Genomic DNA, 12,669 nt, shown 5'->3' on the forward strand with positions numbered 1-12,669 from the left:
TTGGATTCTTACCGTATAGTAAACTGAATCCAGTTTAGGCAAACCAATTGGCGTTTTGTCGGGCGCAAACATTTCTACAATGAAGAGAAGGTGGTAGCAAAACATGGAACACCAACCGAGCCTAATCCCGCTGGGCAGCCTGTGGCTCTCAGCCCTGGTAGCCCTGTTGCCGTTAGTGGTGGTGTTTTTCCTGCTGGGCGTGCTGCGGATGAAGGCGCACTGGGCGGGGCTGATTGGAGTTTTGGCCTCACTGGGGGTCGCGGTTTTCGTGTTCCAAATGCCCACGCCGATGGCCTTGATGGCGGCTCTGGAAGGAGGCACCTTCGGGTTGTTCCCGATTACGTGGATTGTGCTGTGCGCGATTTTCCTGTTTGAGCTGACCGTGGCCTCGGGGCACCACGACGATTTGATGAAGGCGTTTAACGTGATTTCGCCCGACCCGCGTGTCCTGGGGGTGTTCATCGCCTTTGGGTTTTGTGCCCTGTTGGAGTCCCTGGCGGGTTTCGGGGCACCCGTGGCGATTTGCGGCGTGATGCTGGTGGCGGTGGGCTTCAAACCGTGGAAGGCCGCGCTGACCGTGCTGGTGGGCAACACTTTCGCGGTGCCTTACGGGGCGATGGCGACCCCGCTGTTGACCGGGGCAAACCTGACGAATATGCCGGCCGAGCAGCTGTCGTTCATTGTCAGTCGGCAAACCGGGCTGATGGCTTGGGTGGTGCCGCTGGTGCTGTTGGTTATCATGGACGGGTTTAAGGGGCTTAAGGAAGTGTGGCCGCTGGCCTTGGCGGTGGGTCTGGGGTATTCCGCCGCCGTGATGGGGGCGGCTGCCGTGTTTTCACCTGGATTGGTGAATATGGTGGCGGCCTTGGTCAGCCTTGCGGTCGGCGTGTTGGTGGTCAGAATCTGGAAACCGGATGGGTCCTCGGCGGCGGCGGTGCGCCTGACCGGCAAAGAAGCACCTCGTGAACCCGAAAAAGTAAGCGGGGCGAAAACCCTCGCGGCACTTTATCCCTATGCGTTGATTGTCGTGGTTTTCATCATCACCCAGCTGGTGGCGCCCATTAAAACCGCGCTGGCCAGCACGGACATCAAGGTGCTGTGGCCGTTCTTGTGGCAGGACAACTATCGCAATATGGTGTTCAACTCTCTGGGCAGGACGGTGCCCTCTACGGTGTACAACTTCCAGTGGCTCAGTTCCCCGGGCACCTTGCTGTTCCTGACGGCGATTGTGATTGGACTGTCTTTCCGTATGAGTCCCGTGGCGATTGGGAAAGTGTTCGCCACCCAGGTTTATAAGCTGCGCTGGACGTTTTTGACGATTGCCTCGGTGTTGGCCTTGGCCTATGTGATGAACCTGTCGGGACAGACCGAGACAATTGGTAACTGGATTGCGGGCGCGGGGATTGTGTTCCCTTTCCTGTCGCCGGTTTTGGGGTGGCTGGGCACGGCGGTAACCGGATCGGGTACCTCTACCACCGCCTTGTTCTCGAATCTGCAATACACGGCCGGCTCCCAGATTGGGGTCAATCCGGCCTTGATGGTGGCCACCAACACGGTGGGCGGGGCGGTTGGCAAGATGATCAGCCCGCAAACCCTGGCGATTGCGACTGGCGGGGTGGATATGGTTGGCGAAGAATCCGTGTTGCTGCGTAAATCCCTGCCGTGGGCCGTGGGGCTGCTGGTGGTGTTGTGCTTGTTGGCGGGGCTGCAGGCTTTGCCGGTTTTGGGGTGGATGATTCCAAGTCTGGGATAGGGGCGGCCGAGAGGATTAGTGACTTGTGATAAACAACAAGAGAGAGGACAAATAATGACTAACATCGTGGGGGAGACGGCACCAAAGACGGTGGCGATTTTCGCGACCTGTGTGTCCGATATCATGTTCCCCAAAACCGTGAATAACACCGCGAAACTGTTGAAACGACTGGGCTGTCGCGTGGTGTTACCCAAGAAACAGACTTGTTGTGGGCAAATGTTTACCAACACGGGGTATTTCCCAGAAGCACTGCCTTCAGTTAAGGCTTTCCTGGCGGCTTTCGAGGACTACGACTATATTGTCGGTCCTTCCGGTTCGTGTATCGGGGCGGTACGGGAACAGCACGAGATGCTGGCCGTGGATGCGGGCGATATGCGCCTGGCCGAGCGTGCCCGCCAGATTCGTTCCCGGGTCTTTGATATCTCAGAGTTCATCGTGAACGTGTTGGGCACCACGGATGTGGGGGCATATTTTCCGCACAAAGTCACCTATCACGCCTCGTGTCACTCGCTGCGGGTCGCAAAGGTGGGTTCGGCTCCGATTGACCTGTTGCGCGCGGTAGAGGGTATCGACTATGTCGAGGTCGAGGATATGCGCCAGTGTTGCGGTTTTGGGGGAACCTTCAGTTTGAAGAATTCGGATATTTCCATTGCGATGGCGCGGGACAAGGCCAATCATATTCTTGACACCGGCGCGGATTACGTCACCAGCTTGGATAATACCTGTTTGATGAATTTTGGGGGTCTCATGAGGCGCGAGAAAATGCCGGTCACTCCGATTCACCTGGTGGATTTGTTGGTACATCGGTCGCGTGGTTCCCGCCGGGATTTAAGGAGGGCTTCATGAGTAGCGTGCTCATTGCTGATTCATCTAGAGCGGCGGGCTTGTCGGGGAAAGCGGGGGATGCGGGCATGGCACCTCATGAACCCGGCACCACGTTGGTGCGCTTGACCCCAGCACCGCCGGAAGGAGCGCTGATTGACTCTCCGGCCTTCCCGAAGGCCGCTATCCGCGAACTCAAAAACGAAACGCAACGTAAGAACCTGCACCACGCCACGCACACGATTCGTAACAAGCGGATTCGCGTCACCGGCGAGTTGGACAACTGGGAGGAAATCCGGCGGGCGGGCGAGGAAATTAAGAACCGAGTGGCGCGTCACCTGCCGTATTACCTGGAACAGTTCGAACGCAACGCCACGGCGGCGGGAGCGACGCTACATTGGGCGCGCGACGCCGAGGAAGCCAACCGAATTGTGATTGACCTGGTGAAACAGACGGGCGAATCCGAGGTCACCAAGGTGAAATCCATGGTCACCCAGGAAACCGACCTCAACGAAGCCTTGGAACGGGAACGCATTGCCGCGTGGGAAACCGACTTGGCGGAGCTGATTGTGCAATTGGGACACGACCGTCCCAGCCACGTGCTGGTGCCCGCGATTCACCGTAACCGCAGCGAAGTGCGCGAGATTTTCTTGCGCGAAATGGGGCAATACGGCACGCCGTGCCCCCCGGATGTGACGGATAATCCTGTCGAGTTGGCTGGTGCGGCCAGAATCCATTTGCGTGAAAAGTTCATGCGTACCAAAGTGGGGATTTCCGGGGCGAATTTTGCGATTGCGGAAACCGGTTCCCTGATGGTGGTGGAATCCGAAGGTAATGGGCGGATGAACTTGACCCTGCCCGAAACCTTGATTTCCCTGGTGGGGATAGAGAAAATCTTGCCGACTTTCCAGGACTTAGAGGTGTTCTTGCAGCTTTTGCCGCGTTCTTCGACGGGGGAGCGGATGGCGCCTTATGGTACGGTGTGGACGGGGAAGCGCGAGGGGGACGGCCCGAAGGATGTCCACATTGTCCTGTTGGATAATGGGCGCACCAAGGTGTTGCGTGACAAGTTGGGGCGTGCGGCCTTGCGGTGTATCCGCTGTTCGGCGTGTTTGAACATCTGCCCGGTTTACGAAAAGGTGGGCGGGCACGCCTATGGTTCGGTGTATCCCGGTCCGATTGGCGCGATTTTGAACCCCCAGTTGCGTGGGGTGTGTTCGACGGTGGATCGTTCCTTGCCTTTCGCGTCGACCCTGTGCGGGGCGTGTGTAGAGGTCTGTCCGGTGCGGATTCCTTTCACCGATATTTTGGTGGATTTGCGTCGCAAAGTGGTGGAGGTGAAGCGCAGCGAACCGGGGCACGCTACGCATATCGAGCCGCTTTTGATGAAGGGCGGCGGCTGGGTGATGGGTCGCGGTTGGCGCTTGGCTTTGGCGGGGCACCTGGCCGAGATAGCCGGGGCGCTGTTGCGTCCCTTTACCCGAAAGATTGGGAAATGGCCGATTCCGGGGATGTATCGGTGGTTGCGGGCGCGGGATGTGCCGTTGCCGCCGACACAGAGTGCCCGGACTATGTGGAAGCGCGAGCAGCAAGGAAACAATGATGAGTATCTCGGCTAAAGAGGAAATTTTTTCGCGGCTTCATGAGGCGCTAGTCGACGTGACGGACGAGAATCCGGAAGAATCGCCTATTACTTGGCAGTATGGCCAGCCCAGCGAGATTCCCGGCGATATTGTGGATTATTTCTTGCAGCTGGTTGCGGATTACAAGGCGGAGGTAGAGCGGGTCGCGGTTGCGGATTTGCCGGCTACTATTGTCCGGCATTTGCGCGATATCGGGGCGAAGTCGGTGATATTGCCGGCCGGTTTGGATTCTTCGTGGCGGGCGGCGATTGAGGCGGGCGACTTTGACGTGCGTGACGACGATAACCTGACGGCGCGGGAGTTAAACGAGATTGACGCGGTGGTGACGGCGGCCGCAGTGGGGGTGGCGAATACCGGGACTTTCGCGATGGATCACCGTCCTGACCAAGGGCGGCGGGCTTTGACCTTGGTGCCGGATGCGCATATCTGTGTGGTGCGTGCCGACCAGGTCGTGTCTAACACCCCCGAGGCGATTGCTCGGCTTCAGGCCTCGATTAAAGACCGCCAGCCGATTACCTTCGTGGCTGGTCCTTCGGCCACTTCAGATATCGAGTTGAGCCGGGTGGAGGGGGTGCATGGCCCGCGCATTCTCCACGTGATTGTGGTCGATGCTTGATACTTTCAGTGAATAAACTCAGGTCGTGAAGGCTTGGCGCAAGTCGGCCTTAAACCTGTCCCAGTTCACGCTGGGGCGTGGCTCAACAATCCCTATGGGATTGCGCACCACACCCAGTGCCCAGGCCATACCGTAGAGTCCGTCATTTCGCAGCCTTTCACACATGATTGCCATGCGTTCTAGATAACAGGTACTTTCGAAAATCGGGTCGAGAGTACCGACCTTTGTGGAAGTGCCAACTGGGTTTAACACTGCGGGTGTTACTTCCATGAGGAAAATATATCCACGTTTCAATTCTTTGGGAAGCAGGCCAGTTTGCTGGGCTCTGTGCAAATCTTGGGCTGCGCCGATAACCTCATCTATCCGGTTATTTAGGTTCTTACCTTCTGAACCGGTCATTGATTTGTACTCCAGCGCCAGAGCAGGCTCATCGTCGCGTAACACGAGCAAATCCCAGGATTTGGAAGCACGGTAATACCCCGGTACGGTGGCTTGTCGATTCGTGTAATGTTTCAGTCCTGTAATCCCTAGGCGTTCTAATTCTTCAAGAATCAGTTGGTTTACCCCAGCCAGGTGTTTTCCTCCTGTTACGGACGCTCTAGTTCCGCCCTGCGCCCTGCCGCCTAGCGCCGAGAGCTGTTGCTGCTCCAACTTAGTTTTAACCCAGAAATCTACGGCTGTAATGATACGCTGTTGATCCTCGTTATTCATGTTTCAAGACTCCATTTGGGGATACAGTTGCCAGGCGGCAGCATCAGCCCGGGCACGGTCGTGGGTAGCAAATGCCTGGCTTAGCTCCGAGGCAATATCTGCTGGAATGGTGGAAAGAAGCGGAAGCCGCACCGTCCTCATCACGGTAGGCTGAAAACGCAGGGTGCCACCTCTCATCCTCACACAATGCGCCGCTACCTGTTTTTCTATCGGCTCTGACAGGAGCAGACCGCCCAGAACCCCTAAATCCCACACGTCACTAGCAAACCAAGTCAAGCCGTGATGCGGATAGAATCCAGTGGGGACACGAACTGGATGAGCATGAAGTTTCATATCCTGCATCACAATCAGGTCGCGTTCCATTAAGGCCGGATTGAAAGAATCAATTGTGCGCCACCAGTAATTTGACCGTTTCGCCACGTTACGCGCACTTAACCGCTGATAGTTAGAGCTATAGTAGTGCTTTAGCTTTGGGTATCTTTCCAGGTCAACCAGGTTACGTCCCTGCCAAGGGCTAACTAAATGCTCCCCCGTCCAAGAAAACTTCGCCCCTTTAATCGCCCTCGGCGTGACCATTGGTACCAAGCGGTCGTCCTCTACATCGGCATGTTTCTGAATGTATATCTGGTCGGCTCCTGTGGCAATTCCGATGCCGATATGCACAGCATTTTCCTCGATAACAGGCATGTTTTCGAGCTTTGATAGCCACTGTAAAACTGCGGGGCTACCGTCGGGCCAAACTGCACTCGTTGAATGCCAATGCTCCATTCTGGCACCCGAAAAATCGTCATCTTGGTATGCCTCTGCTGATGTTCTCTGCCACTCTAAAAACCGTCTAGCTCCAGCAGAAGCGAAACTAGGGTTGGCCGTGGCAACATTCACCTTCCCTTGGCAGCCCTTGCGAATGTTTACGATGGCGGGATAGGCGCTGACTTTTTCCTCAAACGCATCCGCTTCGTGCATCACCAAAACGTCATCAACACTGAAATCGGCAGCAATCTTGGCACGCAAATCCTTTCCGTAGCTGTTTCGCATCCACCGATCGGCACAAATGTAAATCAGCCTTCCTCCTGGTCGCAGCGCGTCTAGACCACGTTCAAAAAAACCTACAAAAATGTCGGCGCGACCCTTCATGGTGGAACAAACATTACGGTAGGAGTGAAGCAGGCTCGAGTTGAGGTTCTCCATGCGGATGTACGGGGGATTACCAATCACTAAATCTGCTTGGGCGGAATTACTGGCGGTTAAATCACCTGTCAGCAGGAAATCCTTGACCTGGAACCATGAGTTAACCAGGGTATCCGAAATAGGACACCCGGCGGCATCCAACACCGTACGCGCCGCTGCCTTGCAAGTATCCACGTGGTCTGGATTAATGTCATAGCCCCGCAGCGCTCCGTGCAGTGTATTCCAGTCGGGATGCAATTTGGCAATACGCTCCACAATTGGCATCGCGAAAGCGCCAGCACCAATACTGGGCTCAATCACGCGAAGCCGGGAGACATCCCCGACATACCCGGCTAAATCCAGCATAAATTCCACTACCCAACGTCGAGTAAAAACTTCGCCTGTGGTGTTCGACACGATTTGCTTCCTTTTGCTGAACCTACCTAGATACGTTTATATCATCACAGCCTTAGGTAGCTGTGGACAGTAACATTCTATCGAACATATGTTCGAGGTGCAAGGGCGTAGGCGTAAATTGTGCTGCTTAGTTTGGTGGAACTTCAGACAGTACCCCGGCGTTGATTTCGTAGACGGTGCGGGCAGTCTCGAGGGCTTGCGGGTCGTGGGTCGCGAAGACGACGGCGGTGCCCGCCTCGGGCAGACCGGCCAGCAGGCGCATCACCAGTTCGGTGCTTTGAGCGTCCAGATCGCCGGTGGGTTCGTCCGCAATAAACACTTGCGGGTGATTCACCAGCGCACGGGCAATCGCGACGCGGCGCATCTCGCCGCCGGAAAGCTCGTTGGGGTAGGCCTCGGTCAGATGCTTAATCTCGAGCGCCTCGAATAGTTCCAGGGCGCGGGTAAATGCCGTTTCGCTGCTGGCCTTGGAATACAAGGTGGCCGGCAAAATCGCGTTATCCAGCGCGTTGAGGCTGGCCAGCAGGCTTTGACTCTGGGTACAGATTCCCATGGTGCGGTTGCGCAGCTCCGAGAGTTGCCGGTCGCCCAGTTCCGCCAGGTTTTGCCCCGCCACCCGCACTTCGCCGCTGGTGGGTTTCAGCAGCCCGGTCAGCAGGTTCAACAGGGTGGTTTTCCCGTTGCCAGATCTTCCCACTATCGCTACGAGGTCATGAGGTGCTATCTCTAAATTGACATTCTCCACGGCGTTGAATGGTTTTTCGCGTCGGATAAACTCGCGGGTGAGTTGTTTCGCTTCGATTACCAGTTCACTCATGTTACTCACCTTGCCTTAGCGTCAAATACGTTTCGGTGCGCAGCATCTTGGTTACCGACAAAGTGCCCGCGAGTAGGCTGACGACTAATGCACCCACCAAACACACCACGCCGATTATCAACGACTGCAGCGGCGAGGCTTGCAGATAGGGCATGCCCAGCTGGTTTCGAATTGCCCTGGTAAAGGGATAGAGCACCGCCAGGGCGACGACAATACCGCCGATGCCCCCGGCTGTTCCCACCATCAGAGCCTCTTTGGCGACCAGGTGTCGCAGCATTGCCTTGGTGGCACCGATTACCCGCAGCGAAGCGAATTCTTTCTTGCGCTCATTGGCGGAAGACGAGAATACTGCCACCAGGATTACCAGGCCAATCACCCATAGCACGGCCATAGATACCGAGACATAGAGGGTCACTCCGGACAGGGACATTTTCAGGCGCGAGGTTGAGTCTGCCGGATAGATTACACCCACGTCTTTGAGTTGCGGGATACGGTTGATGAATTCCATCACCCGCTGGGGACGGTAGTGGGTGTCTACGTTAATCAGCACGGTGGAAATAATGTCGTCAATGTTCCCGCTGGGTTTGACGGGGTGGTTGACTTCTTGGGCGTAGCGAATCATCATATGGGCAGTTTCCTGGTTGACGAACACCGAGTTGTCCAGGTTCGTGCCGGTTTCCGCCAGTTGCGCCACCACGGGGAATTCGTTGTTGAACAGCTTGATTTTCCCGTTTGCCTCGGGGAACACGCTGCTGCCAGTGATTACGTCTCCGGTTTTGAGCTTCCCGTCGTATTGGGTGGCTATCCAGGGTTCGATAACGAAGTCGGTCTTGGGGTCGAAGCCGATTATCTGTACCTTGTAGGCACAGCACGGGGCGCTCAGCGAGGAAATGAAGGTCTGGGAAGTAACCTGTTTGACGCCTTTAGCGTGACGAATTTTATCTTCGATAGAGCGGTCAAAATAGAAGGTTTGCGGCCCGGCACCCAGGATGGCGCCTTCCGCAGCTTCGTTGGCTCCTTTAGGGACGACCATTAAATCGGCGCCCATGCGCAGTTTCAGGTTTTCCAACCCTTGATGCAGACTGATGGACAGGAAACTGGTGGAAAAGAAAGCTACCGTGAGCACGCCCACGATGGTAATCAGTACTCCGGTCCAAAATGATTTTCGACGCAGGTTCGCTTCGGCCAAGCGGCCGAAGCGAACCTGTCCAACTTTACTCATTAGGCTAGTTTATCTTCTGTAGCAGCGGATACGGCTACCGGGCGGCGGAAATCGAGGTAGGCGAATACTGCGCCCAAAATCAGGGTCAGCACGGAAAGCAGTGACAGCGTCGGTTTGGTCAAGGTGTTGCAGTGCATTTCGGGGTTGCCACACATCCCAATCAGGAAGTGTACAATCGCTAGCTCCAGGGCAGAGTTCAGGACTACTGCCAGGTTCAAGCCGATGCGCATCCGGGGGTCGCCAAAGAAAATCAGTACTCCCAGCAGGGCAATCACGATGCCGATGCCCAGCGAGGCTTGTGCGGTCCAATGGCACTTCATCCATTTGTGCCCACCGTGAGCCTTTACGGTGGTGGGGGCGGCAATTTGCAGCGCCTGGGTTTCGCCCTTGTCCGTGTCTTTCATGTCCATTTTGTCGTGATCCATGTCCTTCTTGTCGGAGTCCATGTTCATCTTGTCGTGGTCCATGTTCATCTTGTCGTGGTCCATGTCCTTCTTGTCGGAGTCCATGTTCATCTTGTCGTGATCCATGTCCTTCTTGTCGGAGTCCATGTCCTTCTTGTCGGAGTCCATGTTCATCTTGTCGTGATCCATGTCCTTCTTGTCGGAGTCCATGTTCATCTTGTCGTGGTCCATGTCCTTCATGGAGTCGTCTTTACCCATTTTCATGGTCGAAGAGTCGCCGTGCATCGGCATATCCATCGGTCCGCAGACGGGAGTGAAAGACATCGGGGCAATCGCAATGAGGATGCCTAAAATGATGATGGGCAGGCTGAACGCCAATTTAGTTTTCATAACTCAGTCCTTGTGGTTTTACCTAGGAACCCGGGTTGGGTTCGGACTTCGGTAACCTACCACTAATGGAAGACTTAGGCAAGGCTTATGTGATTTTTTTATGCTAACCCTTATTGGTAATTCTTCTCATGGGCGCCTTACCAGGGGTTTTCCTCCTAGCGATAGTGATACCCCCCTGTCTGGGGCGGAGAACTGTTGATAAAGGGCAGGCTCGCATGGCGACACTAAACGGTAATGGCTATCAATAGGTGAAATTATTTGACCCCAAGTAAGGAGTGCATATACTTAACGTCCGGAGGGTGGTTGACAAATTAGGTATCGCTAATCTAAGGTGAGAATGATGTTAAGATATACAGTAGCGGGCACCGCAAGCGCGCGAGGGTGTAGACGGATAGCTGCTTTACTAAGCGCTTTGATAATCATTACTTTTTATTTACTTGCAGCTCCCTTGGCTATCGCCGGGAACAAGCAGGCTGATTGGGAAAAGGCCTCGAAAGACACCTGTGCCGAAATCAAAAAAATTCCGGAACAGGTCGCGGCGGGGGACGAAAAAGCCGTGGTGGCGACAACCCGCGTGGCCTATGACCAGATTTACCGGATGTCGGGTCTAAAGGATCAAATCGTACACCGTGTCGGTGCCGAACAGGCCGAGGAATTCGGAAAATCCCTGATTGGGCTGCGAAAGGAAATTCGAGCCAAAACTCTGACCGCAGACTCGGCTAAAACTCGGATAAATGAAATTTGTGCCAATCTTGATGCCCGCGTCAAAGCGTTGTCGAAGTCTAAAGCACTAAACGACCAGTGGACCCGCGTTGGAAACGGAATTAAGGAAACCGCTGAAGCTGCGGTAGCAAAATACAAGGCCGGCGATAAAGACAAGGCTTTTCATCTGGCCACCGATGCCTATCTGGGGCACTACGAATCTATGGGGCTGGAAAAGGCCACGATTGCGCTGGTATCCCTGGCGCGGGTCACCGATGTAGAGGCTGCTTTCCGACAGTTGCGTGTGGATATCAAGGAAGACAAGGGTGTTGAGACGGTTCAGGCTTCGGCCGACAAACTGATTAGCATGGTTATGGAAGATGCCGAAAAGCTCGACAAGATGACCAGTAAAGACAGCGCTGGTTCAGGTTGGGGTGGCTTCGTATCGTCCTTCATTGTGTTGCTACGCGAAGGTGCCGAGGCGCTACTCGTGATTGCGGCGGTAATCACCTACCTGATGAAGGCCAAACGGCGCGATCAGCTGCCCGGAGTCATCGTGGGTATTGTCCTGGCTCTGTTGGTATCAGCCGGCCTAGCGGTACTCTTCAGCATCCTCACCGCCAGCACCGCCACCGGGCTCAGCCAGGAACTAATTGAAGGCATCACCGGTATTGCAGCGGTACTCATGCTGATTTATGTGTCTAACTGGATTTTGTCGAAGTCCCACGGCGAAGCCTGGTCGCAGTTCATCAAGTCCAGTGTAGAAGCCAAATCCGGGAAGGGTGCTTTTTCCCTGTGGACAGTAGCCTTTCTGGCTGTGTTGCGCGAAGGATCCGAGACAATTCTGTTCTTCCAACCGATTTTCGCCGCCACTAAAACCGGTGGAGACAAAGCCCTGGTTTGGTTCGGGGTGCTGGCAGCGGCGGTGGCCTTGGCGATTCTGTTTGCTCTGGTCTGGATTTTCGGGGTGCGCCTGCCATTGAAGCCTTTCTTCCAGTGGACGTCGTTCCTGCTGGCTTTCATGGCTATCACCATCACGGGCGGGGCTATCAAGGAACTGCAGGATGCCTTCCCGAATCTTGACAATATCTTGAACACCCCACTTAACGGGGTTCCGACGATTTCCTTCCTAGGGCTGCACCCCAGTGTGCAAACCATTGTAGGGCAGGTAATCGTGGCCGTAATTTTGGTGGCACTGGCAGTGATTCAGCACAAACTAGCGGCCAAACCACAAAATCTCCCCGACTCACAAGAATCGGTGGAAAAAACGGGCGAAAACGTCCACTAGTGAAAGGCAATTTGTCTATGAACAAGCGACTATTGGCTGTACTGGCGGCTATGAGCGTGGCTTTTACGCTCAGCGCCTGTGGTCAGTCTACGGATACTAAGGCCAGCGGTGGCAAGGATGACTGCAAACCTTGCAACTGTGAAGACCAGCAAAAGAAGGAAGGCGACGAGGGCGATAAAGAAGAAAAGAAGCCACTGCCTCCAGGGTTCATTGGTATCGAGGAAAAACCGGTGGGCGACTCTGGCGAACAGAAAGCCGGCATGCTACAGGTGAACGCCGTGTTCTTCCAGGCTATTGACTTGGAGCAGGGTTCCATGGCGATGCCTCCGGCTTCTGAATCCGATATGCACTTCGAGGTTGACGTAAAGACCAACGACGAGGCCAAGAAGATCGGCTACGATGGCGACCTCTTCATGCCCTACCTTAAGATTAATGCCAAGATTATTAACAAGGATACCGGCGCTGTTGGCTACGAAGGTACCCTGATGCCGATGATTGCTAACGACGGCCCGCACTACGGTAACAACATCAAGTTGCCCGACGGTAAATACAAGGTTGAACTGACCATTCCGTCCCCGGCAAACGACTGGATGCTGCACACCGGTAAGGACTCTTCTGCTGTGGAAGGTCGCTTCTGGAAGGATCCCTTGAAGGTCACCTTCGACAACTGGGAGTGGAGCCACGACTTGGTCTAAGACCGTCCACTCCAAACAAGAA

11 protein-coding genes are annotated in these 12,669 nt (G+C 55.1%); 6 read left to right on the forward strand and 5 right to left on the reverse strand.

What is annotated here, in order from left to right; all coding sequences use genetic code 11:
* Positions 1-103 precede the first annotated feature (103 nt).
* Genes HMPREF0577_RS01315 through HMPREF0577_RS01330 form a run of 4 tightly spaced genes read left to right on the forward strand, consistent with a single transcriptional unit; the run spans position 104 to position 4,834 of the window.
* The gene (locus HMPREF0577_RS01315) at positions 104-1,753 is read left to right on the forward strand and encodes an L-lactate permease (protein WP_004011857.1); all 1,650 of its coding nucleotides are present in this window, start codon (positions 104-106) and stop codon (positions 1,751-1,753) included.
* A gap of 54 nt (positions 1,754-1,807) precedes the next feature.
* The gene (locus tag HMPREF0577_RS01320) at positions 1,808-2,599 is read left to right on the forward strand and encodes a (Fe-S)-binding protein (RefSeq protein WP_004011858.1); all 792 of its coding nucleotides are present in this window, start codon (positions 1,808-1,810) and stop codon (positions 2,597-2,599) included.
* Positions 2,596-4,194: a lactate utilization protein B gene (locus tag HMPREF0577_RS01325; protein WP_004011859.1), complete on the forward strand. Its 1,599-nt coding sequence runs from the start codon at positions 2,596-2,598 to the stop codon at positions 4,192-4,194. The genes HMPREF0577_RS01320 and HMPREF0577_RS01325 overlap by 4 nt, the downstream gene beginning before the upstream one ends.
* Positions 4,175-4,834, forward strand: a complete 660-nt coding sequence (locus tag HMPREF0577_RS01330) for a LutC/YkgG family protein (protein ID WP_004011860.1) — start codon at positions 4,175-4,177, stop codon at positions 4,832-4,834. Before HMPREF0577_RS01325 ends, HMPREF0577_RS01330 begins: the two co-directional genes overlap by 20 nt.
* A gap of 18 nt (positions 4,835-4,852) precedes the next feature.
* Here HMPREF0577_RS01330 and HMPREF0577_RS01335 read toward each other — a convergent pair whose 3' ends face one another.
* The 5 genes from HMPREF0577_RS01335 to HMPREF0577_RS01355 all read right to left on the reverse strand — a co-directional run bounded on the left by HMPREF0577_RS01335 (position 4,853) and on the right by HMPREF0577_RS01355 (position 9,962).
* Complete coding sequence (locus HMPREF0577_RS01335) at positions 4,853-5,545, reverse strand: PaeR7I family type II restriction endonuclease (RefSeq protein WP_004011861.1); 693 nt, start codon at positions 5,543-5,545, stop codon at positions 4,853-4,855.
* Between the two features lie 3 nt (positions 5,546-5,548).
* Positions 5,549-7,129: an Eco57I restriction-modification methylase domain-containing protein gene (locus HMPREF0577_RS01340; protein ID WP_004011862.1), complete on the reverse strand. Its 1,581-nt coding sequence runs from the start codon at positions 7,127-7,129 to the stop codon at positions 5,549-5,551.
* Between the two features lie 127 nt (positions 7,130-7,256).
* Entirely contained in the window at positions 7,257-7,946 is a 690-nt protein-coding gene (locus HMPREF0577_RS01345; RefSeq protein ID WP_004011863.1) for an ABC transporter ATP-binding protein, read from the reverse strand.
* A gap of 1 nt (position 7,947) precedes the next feature.
* Positions 7,948-9,168, reverse strand: coding sequence for an ABC transporter permease (locus HMPREF0577_RS01350; RefSeq protein WP_004011864.1), 1,221 nt, complete (start codon positions 9,166-9,168; stop codon positions 7,948-7,950).
* On the reverse strand, positions 9,168-9,962 hold the full coding sequence (locus HMPREF0577_RS01355) for a DUF4418 family protein (protein WP_004011865.1): 795 nt from the start codon (positions 9,960-9,962) through the stop codon (positions 9,168-9,170). The genes HMPREF0577_RS01350 and HMPREF0577_RS01355 overlap by 1 nt, the downstream gene beginning before the upstream one ends.
* Positions 9,963-10,374: 412 nt before the next feature.
* Between HMPREF0577_RS01355 and HMPREF0577_RS01360 the strand changes: the two genes are divergently transcribed.
* Both HMPREF0577_RS01360 and HMPREF0577_RS01365 read left to right on the forward strand, forming a co-directional pair.
* Positions 10,375-11,952 (forward strand): FTR1 family iron permease, encoded by a 1,578-nt coding sequence (locus HMPREF0577_RS01360; RefSeq protein ID WP_169764834.1) that lies wholly within the window; start codon positions 10,375-10,377, stop codon positions 11,950-11,952.
* Positions 11,953-11,969: 17 nt separating this feature from the next.
* Entirely contained in the window at positions 11,970-12,647 is a 678-nt protein-coding gene (locus tag HMPREF0577_RS01365) for an iron transporter (protein ID WP_004011867.1), read from the forward strand.
* Positions 12,648-12,669 lie beyond the last annotated feature (22 nt).

The organism is Mobiluncus mulieris ATCC 35243 (genome assembly GCF_000160615.1).
GTDB classification, from domain to species: domain Bacteria; phylum Actinomycetota; class Actinomycetes; order Actinomycetales; family Actinomycetaceae; genus Mobiluncus; species Mobiluncus mulieris.